14 protein-coding genes and 1 pseudogene are annotated in these 15148 nt (G+C 61.8%); 2 read left to right on the top strand and 13 right to left on the bottom strand.

Annotated features, from left to right (window positions below; all coding sequences use genetic code 11):
• The 12 genes from HV823_RS24690 to HV823_RS24745 all read right to left on the bottom strand — a co-directional run.
• On the bottom strand, nucleotides 1-591 hold a 591-nt coding region (locus HV823_RS24690), incomplete at its 3' end, for an NAD(P)/FAD-dependent oxidoreductase (protein ID WP_176952337.1).
• 2 nt (nucleotides 592-593) lie between these two features.
• Nucleotides 594-1457 (bottom strand): PfkB family carbohydrate kinase, encoded by an 864-nt coding sequence (locus HV823_RS24695; protein WP_176952338.1) that lies wholly within the window; start codon nucleotides 1455-1457, stop codon nucleotides 594-596.
• Nucleotides 1454-2299, bottom strand: coding sequence for a sugar phosphate isomerase/epimerase family protein (locus HV823_RS24700; RefSeq protein ID WP_176952339.1), 846 nt, complete (start codon nucleotides 2297-2299; stop codon nucleotides 1454-1456). Before HV823_RS24700 ends, HV823_RS24695 begins: the two co-directional genes overlap by 4 nt.
• An 11-nt stretch (nucleotides 2300-2310) precedes the next feature.
• Complete coding sequence (locus HV823_RS24705; protein ID WP_176952340.1) at nucleotides 2311-3171, bottom strand: ABC transporter permease subunit; 861 nt, start codon at nucleotides 3169-3171, stop codon at nucleotides 2311-2313.
• The gene (locus HV823_RS27285; RefSeq protein ID WP_343052059.1) at nucleotides 3168-4136 is read right to left on the bottom strand and encodes a carbohydrate ABC transporter permease; all 969 of its coding nucleotides are present in this window, start codon (nucleotides 4134-4136) and stop codon (nucleotides 3168-3170) included. The genes HV823_RS24705 and HV823_RS27285 overlap by 4 nt, the downstream gene beginning before the upstream one ends.
• A gap of 10 nt (nucleotides 4137-4146) precedes the next feature.
• On the bottom strand, nucleotides 4147-5472 hold the full coding sequence (locus tag HV823_RS24715) for an ABC transporter substrate-binding protein (RefSeq protein WP_176952341.1): 1326 nt from the start codon (nucleotides 5470-5472) through the stop codon (nucleotides 4147-4149).
• An 86-nt stretch (nucleotides 5473-5558) separates the two neighbouring features.
• Complete coding sequence (locus HV823_RS24720; protein WP_176952342.1) at nucleotides 5559-6572, bottom strand: SIS domain-containing protein; 1014 nt, start codon at nucleotides 6570-6572, stop codon at nucleotides 5559-5561.
• Nucleotides 6573-6741: 169 nt separating this feature from the next.
• Nucleotides 6742-7764, bottom strand: a complete 1023-nt coding sequence (locus HV823_RS24725) for a LacI family DNA-binding transcriptional regulator (RefSeq protein ID WP_176952343.1) — start codon at nucleotides 7762-7764, stop codon at nucleotides 6742-6744.
• 158 nt (nucleotides 7765-7922) lie between these two features.
• The gene (locus HV823_RS24730; protein ID WP_176952344.1) at nucleotides 7923-9053 is read right to left on the bottom strand and encodes an NAD(P)/FAD-dependent oxidoreductase; all 1131 of its coding nucleotides are present in this window, start codon (nucleotides 9051-9053) and stop codon (nucleotides 7923-7925) included.
• 50 nt (nucleotides 9054-9103) lie between these two features.
• On the bottom strand, nucleotides 9104-10111 hold the full coding sequence (locus tag HV823_RS24735) for a Gfo/Idh/MocA family protein (protein WP_176952345.1): 1008 nt from the start codon (nucleotides 10109-10111) through the stop codon (nucleotides 9104-9106).
• Nucleotides 10112-10132: 21 nt separating this feature from the next.
• The gene (locus tag HV823_RS27140) at nucleotides 10133-11641 is read right to left on the bottom strand and encodes an amino acid ABC transporter permease/ATP-binding protein (protein ID WP_176952346.1); all 1509 of its coding nucleotides are present in this window, start codon (nucleotides 11639-11641) and stop codon (nucleotides 10133-10135) included.
• A gap of 57 nt (nucleotides 11642-11698) precedes the next feature.
• Nucleotides 11699-12496, bottom strand: coding sequence for an ABC transporter substrate-binding protein (locus HV823_RS24745; RefSeq protein WP_425487701.1), 798 nt, complete (start codon nucleotides 12494-12496; stop codon nucleotides 11699-11701).
• 267 nt (nucleotides 12497-12763) lie between these two features.
• On the opposite strand from HV823_RS24745, the gene HV823_RS24750 reads away from it, so the two are divergent.
• The gene (locus HV823_RS24750; protein ID WP_176952348.1) at nucleotides 12764-13834 is read left to right on the top strand and encodes a LacI family DNA-binding transcriptional regulator; all 1071 of its coding nucleotides are present in this window, start codon (nucleotides 12764-12766) and stop codon (nucleotides 13832-13834) included.
• Between the two features lie 13 nt (nucleotides 13835-13847).
• Here the strand turns inward: HV823_RS24750 and HV823_RS24755 are convergent, their stop codons facing one another.
• Complete coding sequence (locus tag HV823_RS24755) at nucleotides 13848-14045, bottom strand: hypothetical protein (RefSeq protein WP_246301955.1); 198 nt, start codon at nucleotides 14043-14045, stop codon at nucleotides 13848-13850.
• A gap of 38 nt (nucleotides 14046-14083) precedes the next feature.
• Between HV823_RS24755 and HV823_RS24760 the strand changes: the two are divergent.
• Nucleotides 14084-14832, top strand: a pseudogene (locus HV823_RS24760) (IS6 family transposase).
• Nucleotides 14833-15148 lie beyond the last annotated feature (316 nt).

The following is a 15148-nucleotide window of genomic DNA, read 5'->3' on the forward strand; positions in this document are numbered from 1 at the left end:
TGCGGGCTGGACGGTCCCTGCCCTCTCCTCGACGATGCCAACATAGGAGGCGGCGGAGCCCGTGCGGAGCAGGATTTCAGCGCGCTGAAGCGGCCGGAAGCGCGCTTCGCCAATCGTGCGGCACACGTTGCAAGCCTGCGCCCAGGCGCCTTCCTGCGCGGTCGAGCTTGCCGTCCACAGCCAGCCGTCGAGTCGCAGATCCATGTCGATGGTGCCTGCAGCCTGCAAGCTGCTCAGTTCCTCGATGGCATCGGTCGTCGCGCGGCACAGCATGAGCGCGTCATCTTCACCCACAAGCACGCGCAGCATGTCGATTTCCGCAAACCAGCTGTGAACCTGGCCGCCATTGCGGCCCGAAGCACCCGATCCGCAGAAGTCCGCTTCGAGAACGGTCACGCGTGTCTGCGGGGCTTGCTCCTTTATGCGGAGAGCCGTCCAGAGACCGGCATATCCGCCGCCGACGATCGCCACGTCACAGTCCTCGCTGCCCTGCAACGGAGCGGTGACTGCGTCCGCATCGATGCTCTGCAGCCAGAAGGAGCGGTCCCCCTTTGCTGCAGCCACAGGCGGCCTCATCGTGATGGTGTTCATGCTCAGGCCCTCTGTGTCGTGCGGATGACGCTGTCGTACTTGTCCAGCAACCATTGGGGAATTGCCTGGATCGGCTGGGGAAAGCCGCCGAGATGCGTGCAGGTTTCCGCGGCATTGGCCGCGGAATGATCAAGGACAGCCTGCTCCGAATAGTGCTCGAAGAAGCGCGACACGAGGAAGGTCGCGATGAAGCTGTCCCCCGCCCCGCAGGTATCGACCACCGTCACCGGCACCGAGCCTGCGAAAAACATTTCGCTGCCGTTGTCATAGAAGGAACCGCGTTTGCCGCACGTGACTACGACCTGCCGCGCGCCCACCTTCTTGAACCGCTCAATCAGCGGCTCGACCGGTTTGGCCGGATCATCCGGGCCGGAGGCGAAAACCAATGGTACGTCTTCCAGCGAAAGGTCGAAATGCCGTGTCGAGACATCGATGCTGAACGGCACCCCATCCGCGACAAGGCGCCGGACGAGGCTTTCGCTGGAGTTCGTGCCAAGATGCACCCAATCGGCCTGCCGCAGCGCTTCGTATCGATCGAGGCTCGGAACATAGTTTCCGCCGACGCCAAGCGATTCGAGAAGAAAGCGCCGCTCCCCGGCATCATCGGTCAATAGCGTCACGGCGGAAGCGCCGGGGCGTATTTCGACATCGCTCCGCTCGAGGCCGGCCTTCTCGATGGCGGCGAGCATGATGTCTGCCTCCGCATCCGGACCCAGCGCACCGAAATAGCGGGCATTCAGGCCCTGCCGTCGCCACTGCACGGCGACATTGAGCGCATTGCCGCCCACGGTGACAAACCCCTTGCTGAGATAGGCGTCGAGGCAATTGTCGCCGACGGCGATCAGGGTGGGACGGCTGTTGTTCATGTTTTCTCTGCTTGATCGAAATGGGGAGCGATCGCTTCCAGGCACCGCCGCCAGACGGAAACGGGTTCGAGTGCATAGGAGCCGTTGCCGAAGGGCTCGAAGGTGAGCGTACCGGCAAAACCGTGCGCACCGAGCTCGGCGAGATAGACGTGGAGCGGCAGGTTGCCGTCGCCCCAGGCAAGATGGCCTGCTGGCGTTCCATCTACGACATGGACGTGGGCAACGCGTTTTCCGAATTTTTCGAAGTACTCGCCGACGCTGTCGCCGGCGGTCGCCATGGCGACGATGTCGAGAACCACGTCGATATCGTCGCCGTCGAGCGCGCGCCAAAGGGCATGAAGCTCGTCGGCATTGGTAACGATGTTGCTTTCGAGACGCTGGAGCGGTTCAAGGAGGCAGGAGACCCCGACCGACCTTGCATGCGCCGCGATCCGGTTGATGGAGGCGACCGAATGCGCAAAGGCGGTTTCCCGGCTTTCGCATTCCAAACCACGGCCCGGCGTCAGGAAGAGATAGGCCGCCCCGAGTTCCGCGCAGATGTCGGCGGCCCGCATGAAGCGCTCGACGCTCGCTTTGCGATATGCGCTGTCGCCGGAGGCGATGTTGATCGGGTAGAGGACCTGCTCGGGCGTGAAGCAACGGACCGTCAGGCCGTTGTCGCCGAGGATCGCCTTCACCTCCGCAAGTCGCGCACGGTTGTCGTGGAAGAGATCGAGATGCGGGGCGATGCCCCAAAACTCCATCTGCTGGAAGCCGATGGCGCTGAGCTTTTCGGCAGCCCAGCGGAAGGGAAAGTGCTGAAAGGAGAAATTCGCACCGATGAGTTGTTCGCGTTTCAACATGGATTCCGCTCCTATTTCCCGATGCCTTCGGCAAGCCCGCGGATGAAGAAGCGCTGGGCCGCGAAGAAGGTCATGACGATGGGAAGTGCCGAGAGCGTCATGGCGGCGAAGACGACGGCATAGTTCGTGCCGTGCTTTGCCATGATGGACGTCAGGCCGACGGGCAGTGTCTGCAGGTCCGCGCCGCTGGTGAAGATCATCGCGAACAGATATTCGTTCCACGCGAAGAGCACGTGCAGGATCACGCAGGACACCAGGATCGGTTTGCACAAGGGCAGCGTCACTTTCCAGAATATCTGGCCTTCGCTGGCGCCGTCCATGATGGCGGCCTCATCCAGGTCGCGCGGCAGGCCGAGCATGTAGGCGCGGATGAGGAAGGTCGTGAAGGGAATGCGGAAAGCGGTGTAGAGGATGATCAGCGCCCAATAGGTGTTGTAGAGGCCGAGATCCTGCATCATGCGCACCAGCGGGATGACCGCGACCGTCGGGCTGAGCATGAGGCCGCCGAGGACAATGCCGACGAAGAACGGCTTGCCTGGCAGTTTCGAGCGCGTCAGGCCGTAGGCGGTCCACGCACTGACCAGCACGGTGCAGACGGCCGATCCCAATGTAACGATGACGCTCGTCGCAATGTAGTTCCGGATGCCCTGGTTCCAGGCCGACACGTAGTTGGCCAAGCTGAAACCGCTCGGCAGCGCAAACGGATTGCCGAAGATTTCGGCATTGGTCTTGAAGCCGTTCAGTGCCATCCAGAACAGCGGATAGAGGACTACCACGCCGAGGCTGATCAGAAAGGTGACGAGGCAGGCCTTCGCCAGCACGGCGACGAAGTCGGTGCGCTCGGTTTCGCGCGGCTGATGGGAGACGCTCACAGGTCCACCCTCCGTGTCTTCGTGTACCATAGCTGCGCAAAACCCGTGATGAGCGTGATGACGAAGATGACCGATGCGATGGCTGCGCCATAGCCGAAATCATTTTCGATGAAGCCCTGCTGATAGAGCCATGTCCCCAGCACCTGGCTACTGTTGTTTGGCCCCCCGCCGGTCATGACCATGACCTCATTGAAGACCTGGAATGCGCCGGTGATGGTGACGATGACCATCAGGCCCGTCATTTCGCGGGTCAGCGGAAAGGTGATGTTCCACAGGCGCCGCCAGGTCCCTGCCCCGTCCATGATCGCCGCGTCGTAGAGTTCGCGTGGGATCTTCTGGATCGCGATGGCAAACAGCAGCGTCGAATAGCCGAAACCCTGCCATTGGCTCATGGCGATGATGGCATATATCGCAGTCTGTTCCTCGCCGAGCCAGGCGCGCGACCAGTCCGCCAGGCCGATCTGCGTCAGCGCCGAATCCAGAAGGCCGATGTCGGGTTGATAGATGAAATAGAAGAGAAGGCCGGTGACAGTGATGGAAATGGCCGAGGGCACGAAGTAAACGGCGCGCCAGAAACGGCGCCACCTCTCCTCGCTCAGCCCCTCGATGAGTGCAGCCAGCACGAAGGCGCCGAAAACCTGGAAAACGACGGAAATAACGGCATAGAGCGTGTTGTTGAGGATTGCCGTCCCAACCACCGGATCGCTTTGCAGGCGCCGGTAATTATCCAGTCCGACGTAGGCCGTTTCGCCCGTGAAGATGTCCTGGTTCTTCGTGCTGACGACGAAGTTGTCGATGATCGGATAGTAGACGAACCAGAGGATCAGCACGAATGCGATCACGATCCAGCGGAACGAAAGAACCCCGGTTATCGGGCCGAGCCGGGCCCTTTCAGGCCGGCGCGACCCGGTGAAGCCGATTTTGACGGCTTCACCCTTGTAGTCATGCTTCACCGCAGTAATCACTGGCCGATCCTTATTTGGACGAAGCCGCCGCTTCCTTTACGCGCTCCACCACCTCTTCGGGCGTCATCGAGCCGCCGATCAGGGCCTGCAGTCCCGAAAGCCAGGCAGCCGCCACGCGCGGCGGGTTGGCCGTGTCGAGCCAGGGCATGAGATAGGAGGAGTCCGCGATCACCTTCAGACCATCGACGACGGCCGGGTTCATGGTTTCGGCCGAATAGCCGCCCACCGTCGCGCTCGGTTGGCCGTAAGGCGGCGCCGACAGGATCTTGCCGTTTTCAGCCGAGGTGACGAACCGCATGAAATCGATCGCGAGCGGAATGTTTTTCGAGGCCGCGTTGATCATGTAGCCTTCCGGCGCGCCCTCGATAGCCTTGACGTCGCCCTTGGCATCTTTCGGAGCCGGCAGCTTGAAGAAACCGAAATCCTCGCGCTTCAGAGCGCCCTCGGCCGTCGCCTGATCGAATTCGATGATCTCCTGATAGTACATCGCGGATTTGCCATTGCTGAACTGCTGCAAGGCCGATGCGTAGGAGGAGCCATTGGTGCCGGCGCCGTCGGAGCATTCGTCGATCAACTGCTTGAACTGCGTCAGGCTGACGGCATAACCGGGGTCGCTGTATTCGGCCGTGGCCGGGACGAAGTCCTTTTCAAGCGTCGCCTGCGGCACGTTGTAGGCAAGCAACTGTCCCGCATAGTGAACACCCGGCCAGCCTTCCTTGTTGCCGAACGAAATCGGCGTGACGCCCGATTTGCGCAGCGTCGCGCAGGCGCTCAGGAGCTCCTCGAAGCTCTTCGGTTCGGAAACGCCCGCCTTTTCGAACAGGCTCTTGTTGTAGCCCATGAACTTGGCGTCGAGATAAAGCGGAATACCAAAGAGCTTGCCATTGTACTGGAAGGCGGAAACGGCGGCATGTGCGAGCTCCTTGCCCCATTCGGTCTCCGGGCCGATGACCGGGGTGAGGTCGACGGCGCGATTGCCACGCACGAAATTCTCGCCCCAGCTGCCCGTCCATGTGAAGTAGATGTCGGGCAGCGAGTTGGATGCCACCAGGGCTTTCGTCTTGCCCTTCACGCTGTCGTCGCTCTCCTGGATGAGCTCGACCTTAACGTCTGGGTGAAGTTTCTCGTATGCCTTTGCCGCATCGACAAAGAAGGGGGAGAGTTGCTGCAGGCCGAATTTCGTCAGCACGCTGATCGTGCCCGAATGTTCGACTGCGGCACTGGGATCGGCCACGACCGGGTCCGCCGCAGCCACGCCGCTGGCGCCACCGATGACGAATGCGGCTGCAACGAGCGATCCGAGGCTCGTCGTGCTCAAAAACGCGTTTGCTTTCATTTCGCAGTTCCTCTCTGTTGTCGTTCGTTTCTTAAGGCATGCCAAGGTGCAACCCTGCCCGGCGTGATCGACGGGCAGGGAAACGATTAGTATTCGACGCGCTTGTAGTAGCGGCGCGTGGTCAGCGGATGATCGCGCAGGACTTCCAGATGCGCGCTCAGGCGCTCCAGCATGGTTGCCAGGATGACCGGGGAAATCAGGCCGCGAGTTTTTGCGGAAAGGCCCGGAAGGCTGGCCGCAGCCGCATCGAGGATGCGCACCTTGTCGGTGTAGCGTTTGGCAAAGTTCTCCACCCGGTCGGTTAGCGGCCGGCAGGCGTCCTCGCCCTTGAAGATGAAGAGGCTGACGCCCGGTTCAACCAGTTCGAGCGTGCCGTGGAAGAAGTCGGAGGCCTGCACCGGACGGGTGCGGATCCACTGCATCTCCTCCAGAATGCACATGGCGTAGTAGTGAGCTTCCGGCCAGACCGATCCCGCACCGGTGAAGATGTGATAAGTCTCGTCTTTGATTTCCTTAGCGAGTGCGGCGGCCTCAACCTCGTAGCTTTCCTTTACCGAGACCAGCAGTTCCGGCAGCAGCTTGAGTTCGGCCACGGTCGCGTCGAAGTCAACATATTCGCCACGCTCTGCGAGGAGCGCGAGGACGATGATCAAGGTCTGCAGGTAGAAAGATTCGGAGGAGGTGTCGTCCTCGGCGAAGTTCGTGAAGTTGTAGTCGGCGTCGCGACCGAGAGGCGTGTCCTTGTGTCCGGTCAGAGACAGCGTCTTCACGCCGCGCTCCTTGAGGAAGGACAGAAGCTGGACGCTCTCCTTGGTCGTGCCCGACAAGGAGGGCAGGACGACCAGTGCCTTCTCGTTCAAGCCGGCGGGCGGCTCCAGAACGACCTGCGCCGAATAGGCTGCCGAAACCGGGAAGAGCGTCGAGTTCCGCGCAAGTTCGATTGCCGGCTGCGTGAGAAACTGCACGCCGCCGGTGCCCATGAAGAAAATGCGTTCCAGACCGTCATTGAGTAGTTCGCGCATCAGGTGACGCACGTCCTGCGCGATTGCAACTGCGCCGCTTTGGATCTTAACAAAGCGATCTCTATCGAAGTTGAGCATTAGAACCTTCCCGTTTTGCGCCTCGCAAGATCGCCTTCGTAGCGAGATCGTGTCTTGCGCAAATGATCATTGAGACTGTGTGAGATCGATCTCACATATATTTAGCGCACAAGAATTTTGCGGTGGCAAGTGGGCAGTTCAAAAATTTTCCGATGGGGATGTGCGCCGCTCAGGCGTCTCTTCGGCGGCTGACGGAGCCGCGAACTATCATCTTGGTTTCAAAGCGAAACTTCTGCGGCTGGCCGCCCTGTCCAGAGAGGCGATCGAACAGCAACCGAGCTGCCGCGCGACCGATTTCAGCCACTGGCTGCGCGACAACGGTGATCTGCGGATCGGTAAAGGTCGCCAGATTGAAGTCGTCGAAACCGATCAGTGAGACGTCATGGGGAATCGAAATGCCCATGGAACGGAAGGCCAAAAGCGCGCCCTGCGTCATCAAGCTGTCGACTGTGAAAAGCGCGGTCGGCGGGTTCTTCTGGCTGAAGAGGCGTATGGTCGCGTCGACGGCATGCTCAACCGTTGATTGCGAAACGGCAACCATCCGATCGTCCGGCGCAATACCGCCTGCGGCAAGTGCCGCCCGATAGCCGCTCATGCGCTCACGCGAGGTAAAGATGCGCATGTCGTCCTGCAACAGTCCTATTCGGCGATGGCCCATCCCGATCAGGTACTCGACGGCTTTGCGCGCGCCACCCTCGTTGTCCACGACGACGCTGTCGCAGTCGATGCCCTCCGCTACGCGGTCGATCAGGACCAGCGGTACGTTTTCGGCGATCAGACCCTTGAGATGGGCGTTGTTGTCGGCCGACGTCGGCGCCACGATGAAGCCGCGGATACTGAGCGACTGGAGGCTCGCCAGCAGAGAGATTTCCTGTCCAAGCTCCTCTTCGCTGCTGCCGATGACCAGATTGTGTCCGCACTCGCGGGCGAGAACCTCGATGTCGTGCGCGATGCGGGCGAAGAACGGGTTCTGTATATCGCCAAGGATGCAGCCGACGATCGGCAACTGCCCGCTCCGCAACGCCTGGGCCAGCCGGTTGCCGCGATAGCCGAGCTTTTCCGCAGCGGCCTGAACCTTCTGGGCGGTTTCGTCGCCAACATAGCCATAACTGTTCAGGGCGCGGGCAGCCGTTGCGCGCGACACATTCGCCAGCGCCGCCACATCCTTCAAAGTCGCCGGTTTCCGAACCATTTCACTCTTCGCCATCGCACAAGCGGGATCCACCACGATCCTCCTTGTAGCGTCGGGTCGACGGTTCGCATAGGCATGCCACCGAGGAAAGCGGCATGCCTCTGCAACCACGGGTCCAGGCCCCGCACGGGTGGGCCGGTCCGGAAGGACTGGTCGCCTTATCGCGATAGGAAGCGCTCGGGACGAAACGTTGCGAGCATAGGATGTTCCCCACCGGTCGCGATCTCGTGGGCCAAGAGCTCGCCCAGGATAAGACCGAGCGTCGCGCCGCTGTGGCTGAAGACGACATAGGCGCCGGGAACGGCCCTGAGGGCGCCGACCACCGGCTCGCCGTCACCCGGGATCGGTTTGCCGCCAACGCCGATGGCGGCGATCTCGAACCTGGGATTGCCTTCCATCACCCTGGAGGCCTCCGCAAGCAGGGCGTCGACGACGGCGTCATCGATCTCATAGCCGCCGTCCTCGCGCACCCTCACACCTTCGTCTGCGGCCCAGTCGGCATCCAGCGAGAAGGCGCCGCCCGGCGCTGGACGAACCGCCACGCGCGGCGTGTTGAGAACGGCGCGCAAGGGATGGGTGACCGGTTTGGTCTGCACCAAAAGCGCGATCGGCGTTCCATCACCGATTGTCTGTCCCGCGTCCGCCGCCATTTTCGGTACAGCCGGCCCGGTGGCAAGGACGACGGCATCGGCCAGGAAACGACCGCCCGTCGCCGTCTCGGCGCCGACGGCCCGGCCGCCTTCGACCATGATCCGCGCTTTGCCCCGATCGGTGACGAGCATACCCCCGAGTGCGGCAAATTCCTTGAGAAGCAGATCGATGAGGATCGGCAGATCGACCCACCCCTCGCCCGGGTTGAAGATCGCCCCCTGCGGCGTGATCGCACGCGCATCAAGGCCTGGCGTCACTGTTGCGACATCATCTGCCGCAAGATGCCGGGCGTCATAACCGAGCGAGACCTCGTGGCGGTATGCGGTATCAATCTCGTTGTCCTTGTCGTCGGCGTCCCAGGTCAGCCCCCCCTCGAAGCGAAGCCAGTCCGCATCGGGAAAGCGGGTGGAAAGCGTGCGGTAACGGTCGATCCCGGCCATGCGCAGGCGATGATAAGGCTCGGAGCGCATGCGCGCCGAATTCAGCCAGGAGAGTGAGCGGCCGGACGCGCCATTGGCGGGCGGGCCGTCGTTGAGAATGGTCACGGCAATACCGCGCCGGGCAAGCTGCACGCCCGTGGAAACGCCGAAAATGCCGGCGCCGATGATGACCGCCGAAGTGATGCTTTTGTCTGTCATGGTCGCTTGTCTTTCAATCCGTGGGACAGTCGGGATGGTAAAGGAAGGGGTCAGGGCGCTTCCCATCGGCCGCTCTTCGCGGAGCGAATCAGGGCGTCGATTGCCTTCATGTTGGCAACCGCATCATCGATACCGGAGATGAGCGGCTCGCCGGAAAGCACCGCGGCCGCGAAGGCATCGGCCTGCTCGCGGTACTGGTCGACCGGTTCGATCGCGATCTCCTCGCGCCCCCCGCCGGCAAGATCGCGTCCGTCATCTACGACGAGCACGGTCGGCTTGTCAGCCGGCGCATTGAAGGGAACCGGGATTTCCAGGCGCCCGCGCGTGCCAAGCACAGTGACCTTCTGCGTGAGGGAAAGTTGCGTCGAACAGGTGAAGGCAAGCTGTCGGCCCTCCGGAAACTCCAGGAGGCCACTGGTCAGGCGGTCCGTACCGAAGGCCGGGTCGCGTTCCATAAGCGCGATCGCCCGCTTCGGCTCGGAACCGAAGAGGAAGCGCGCCGTGTTGATGGCGTAGCATCCGACGTCGTAAAGGCCTCCGCCGCCGATACTGGCCTGGTTGCGCACGTTCCGGGGATCGTCGAGATAGTAGGAAAAGATCGTCTGGATGGCCCGGGCCTCGCCGATCCGCCCTTCGGCAACAAGCACCCGCGCCCTTTTCCACTGCGGATGATGGCGTACCATGAAGGCCTCGGCGACAGGCAGGCCCGCCGCTTTTTGCGCGGCCGCCAACTTCGTCGCCTCGTCGGCGTTAAGCGCGATCGGCTTTTCGCAAAGGACCGGCTTGCCTTGTTCCAGCGCCCTGATCGTCATCGGCACGTGTAGGTGGTTGGGCAGCGGGTTGTAGATCGCATCGATTTCCGGGTCGGCCAGCAGCGCCTCGTAGCTGCCATATGCTTTGGCGATGCCGAAGCGCGCCGCCATCTCCCCCGCCCTGCCCGGATCACGCGAGGCTATCGCCTCGACCCGTCCCAGGCGGCTGGATTGAATGGCGGGAATGACGGCCTTGGCGGCGATGCCCGCGCAGCCAAGCACGCCCCATCGAACCATTTCTTTCATTGTCTTCTCCTTGCGCCGGGATCAGAGCACTTCGGCCAGGAAGCGCTGCAGGCGCGAGCTTTGCGGATTGTCGAAGATCGCCTCCGGCGCGCCCGCCTCCACGACGCGACCTTCGTCCATGAACACGACCTGATCGGCGACGCGCCGGGCAAAGCCCATCTCATGGGTGACGACAACCATGGTCATGCCGCGTTTGCCGAGATCGGCCATGAGATTGAGGACGCCCTTGACGAGTTCGGGATCGAGCGCGCTCGTCACCTCGTCGAAGAGGATGACCTCCGGCTCCATGGCAAGGGCGCGGGCGATGGCGACGCGCTGCTGCTGGCCGCCGGACAGCCCGCCAGGACGGTGATGCGCACGGCTGGCGAGACCGACATCGGCAAGCCTCGCCTTGGCGATATGCTCTGCCTTGTCCTTTGGCAAGCCCTTGATCTCGGTCAGCGACAGCATGACGTTCTCAAGCGCCGTGTGATCGGGGAAGAGATTGAAGTGCTGGAATACCATGCCCACCCGGCGGCGCAGGCGCTCTGGCTTCATGGCAAGGATGCTGTCGCCGTCGAGCAGAACGTCCCCACTCTTCGGCTCGACCAGCCGGTTGATGCAGCGAAGCAGTGTGGACTTGCCGGAGCCGGATGGACCGATGACGCAGGTGACACTGCCGGGCCTGACCGAAAGGTCGACCCCCTTCAGCACGTCGAGTTCGCCATAGGCCATGCCGAGATTGCGGATGTCCAGGCTGCCACCCTTGAATTCGGCCTCTGTGGCACGGCTCGCTCCGTCGAGTTCGCTGACCTCCTCCAGCCCGCTGGAGATAGTGGCCGGGCGCTGCTTGCCGATCCTCAGCCGGTTGTCGATGGCATTCACGACATGGGTCAGCGGTACGGTGACGACGAGATAGAAGACTCCGGCAAGGAGCAGCGGCGAGAGATTGCCGGTCACCACCGCCTGATCCTGACCGACGCGAAAGATCTCGCGCTCGGAAGCCAGCAACCCCAAGAAATAGACAAGGCTCGAATCCTTCACATTGCCGATGAACTGGTTGACCAGCGCCGGCAGGACGCGGCGCACGCCCTGGGGAACGACGATCAGCCGCATGCCCTGGCCGTAGCTCATCGATAGCGCCCGGCAGGCTTCCATCTGACCGCGATCGACGCTCTGGATGCCCGAACGAAAGATCTCCCCGATATAGGCGCCGGCAATGAGGCTGAGCGCCAGAATGCCGAGCGGATAGGGCGAAGGGCCGAACAGTTCGCGGCCGATGCGCGCAAAGCCCTGGCCGATCAGCAGGATGGTGACGATGGCAGGCAGGCCGCGAAAGATGTCCGTGTAGATGCGCGCCGGAATGCGCAGCCAGGGCGAACGGGAAATGCCCATGATGGCAAGCACCATGCCGATGACGACGCCGAGCACTGTCGAAGCCGCCGCAAGGATCAGCGTATTCTTGAGACCGACCGTGATCATGGTCGGCAGGACTTCGGCCATCGCATTCCAGTCGAGGAAGCTGCGGCGCAGGTTTTCAAGCCAGTTCATTAAGCGGCCCTTCAGGGAGAGGCTGGTCCGGCCGCCCGGCCGGACCAGGAGATGGAGTCAGGACTTGGGGAGATATTCGGCCGGCATCGGCGTGCCGGGGAACCACTTTTCGTGGATCTTCTTCCAGGTGCCATCCTGCATGGCGTCATGGAGCGCCTTGTTCAGCGCCTCGCGCAGCGGGTCATTGCCCTTGCGCACGACGAAGCCGGCCGGCGCGTCGAAGCTTGGGATGTTGACCGCGATCTTCAGATCTGGGTAGCGGCCCGAGTAGTCCTTAGCCGCCTCGAAATCAAGGAAATGCGCATCCACAGTGCCGTTGTTGAGGGCGGCCACGGCGGAGTTGTTGTCAGGGAACTTGACCAGATCAGCGCCCGTGAAGTTCTTCTGGGCGTAGATTTCCTGGAGCGTGCCCTGCACGACGCCGAGGCGCTTGCCCTGAAGGCTCGCCGCATCCCTGATGGCAGCATTCGGCGTCATGATCGAAAGATAGCCCGCCAGATAACCCTCGGAGAAATCGACTGTCTCCTTGCGCTTGTCGGTCGTGCCGATCGCGGCCGCCGCGACGTCGAAGCGGCCGTTGGCGACTGACGGCATGAGAGCGGCAAATTCCTGGCCGGTAAAGATCACCTGGTCCTTCTTGAAGCCTATGCGCTCGGCAACGTTCAGAAAGAGTTCAATGTCGAAGCCCGTGAAATTACCGTCTGACGTGGTGAAGGCATAGGGCTTGGCATCACCCATCGTGCCAACGCTGATGACGGTTGGATCGATCAGGCCGAGGGGATTGTCCTCGGCGAGCACCGGCGTTGCGACGCTTGCCATGACTCCGAGGGCTACTGCGGCTGCAGTGGCGCGCATTCGGGCAAGCGGGAAAGTGATGGCGTCTGATAGTCTCATCGGCTTGGTCTCCTCTGGTGGTGTTATCTGCGATGTTTTCTGCGCGCATGGGTCCCACCCGGACGAGGGAACGACCCGCTCGTCCGGCCCACGCCATCGCATGCCGGGATCTTACTGTTCTCACATTGAGACCGGTCTCAAATTAAAAAGAGACCGGTCTCTTTGACCTTTCGCAATTGTTATCTTCGCATTTGCCAGTCGTCAATATCTCTTGTAAGGCTAGCCTCCATGGACCAAAACCCACCCCGTTCCCCCTCCGTCACGGTAGCCGACGTCGCCTGCAAGGCGGGCGTCTCGAAAGCCACCGCCGCGCGCGTGCTTGGGGGCTATGGAACCGTGAGCGACCATGTGCGTGATGCGGTGACCGCCGCCGCCCGCGCCCTCGACTACCAGCCGAACGAACTGGCCCGCAGTATGACGACGGGGCGGTCCGGCACGATCGGGGTGGTGGTGGGCGATATCGAGAATCCGTTCTTCAGCCTGGCGATGCGAGGTATCACCGATGTCGCCCGGCAGACCGGCTTCACCGTCATCCTGATCAATTCCGGCGAAGACGCCGCCACGGAAAAGTCCGCAATTCGTACGCTGCTTGCAAAGCGGGTGGACGGCCTCATCGTCTCGCCGGCCAAGGAGAGCGATGCCGACCATTTGCGGGAGGCTGCCCGCTCCGGCCGGCCCCTCGTGCTGCTCGACCGCGGCAGCGAGACACTCGACATCGACACCGTGATCGCCGACGACCGGCATGCCGCCGAAGGTATCACGCGGCGGCTCATTGCGCTCGGCCACCGGCGCATCGCTTACATCACCGCCTGCGACACCCCCGAACACCGGTTCCGCACCCCGGCCGATATCAATACCGGCTCGGTGCGCCGGCGCATCGAGGGCTTTCTCGACGTCTGCCTGGAAGCAGGCCTGGAGGACATGGAAGACTGGGTGCATGTGGGCGCCGTGACGCCGGAACACACCCACCGTATCGCCACTGTCATGCTCAAATCCTCGCGGCGTCCGACAGCTGTAATCGCATCTGACAGCGTGATCGGCCTTGAAGTGTTCAAGGTCTGTCGCGAGCTTGGCCTCACCATTCCAAACGACCTGTCGCTGGTGTCGTTTCACGATGCGGACTGGACGTCCGTCACAACACCGCCCGTCACGGTCGTGCGCCAGCCCGTCTACGGCCTTGGCGAAGCGGCGGCAAAGCTACTGGTCGAGCGGCTTAACGGAAACACCGCGAAGGCGACGCGCGTCGTCCTGAAGACGGAAGTCGTCGAGCGCGCCTCCGTGGCCGCCGCGCCCACATAGACATTCGGCGCTATCAGAACTGTACCCCAAGCCGCAGGGCATCCAGCATGGCCGCATGAACCGATCGACTGCTGACCGCGCCGCCGATCCTGTGCAGTTCGAAGCCAGAGGGCGGCCGGGCAGCCAGAGGCTTTGAACCGACCAGTCTTTCTATCTCCGTGACGCCATCATTCACTGAGAGCGGCCGCAATTCATCGAAGAGGGCGTTCACCGGGATCGTCCCATGCTCGACAATAACATGGCCGGGCGATGTCACGTTGTCTGCAGCTTATCGTTTGGAGGATAATTCGGCTGAGATGAACTCGCCGACGATCAGTTACAAGAACCACCGCTTTCCACAGCAGATCATCGCCCATGCGGTCTGGCTGTATTTCCGGTTCCCTTTGAGCCTGCGGCTGGTGGAGGAAATGCTGTTGGAGCGCGGCATTGTCGTGTCTTACGAAACCATCCGGCGATGAGGCCGGAAGTTCGGGGCGGCTTACGCCGAACAGTTGCGCAGAAAGAAGCCGTCGCGAAAAGATATCTGGCATTTGGACGAGGTGGTGATTTCCATCTGCGGTCGAAAACACTGGCTTTGGCGAGCGGTCGACCAGAACGGATATGTTCTCGACGAGATCGTCCAGGCCGGTCGCGATACCAAGGCTGCCAAGCGATTGCTGGTCAGACTGCTGAAGAAGCAAGGCCCGACGCCGAAGCGCATCGTCACCGACAAACTGCGCTCATACGGAGCTGCAAGACGGGATGTGATGCCCTCTGTCGAACATTGATCGCACAAGGGCCTGAACAATCGCGCGGAGAATTCTCACGTGCAACTTCGAAAACGAGAACGGAAGATGCAGGGATTCGATCTGTCGGCGGCTTACAACGTTTCATCTCGGACTTTTCAGCAGTCAGAAATCTTTTCGTCGCACCACAGGAACCGCTCAGCCCTGGCCACCCACATTCATCGGATCCGCGCAATGGCGCAGTGGACAGCCGTGACCAGCGCAACTGCGTGAGTTTACTGACAAACGGCTTCACCGGGCTTTGATGAAACAACGTGACATCGCCGATCGGATGCTCTTCGCGCAATCCTGCACGACTGGCTTGAAAGCCACGGCTATTTGCCGATCGACGACCTGGACGAGGTCTGCGAGTCGGATGGATTGATCTAGCCGTAGTATTTACCCGATGTTCATGCTTTGCGCACAACATTCGACGAGGCGTGACTTGTCATTGCGTACGCGCCGAATTTATCTGCCCGCTCTGGCGGGTACTTTTTCTCGCCCAACCGTACCGGAATCGCGGAATCAGGCCTTCCCGCAGCGACATTCG

The sequence above is a fragment of the Mycoplana rhizolycopersici genome, assembly GCF_013378445.1.
Classification (GTDB): domain Bacteria; phylum Pseudomonadota; class Alphaproteobacteria; order Rhizobiales; family Rhizobiaceae; genus Mycoplana; species Mycoplana rhizolycopersici.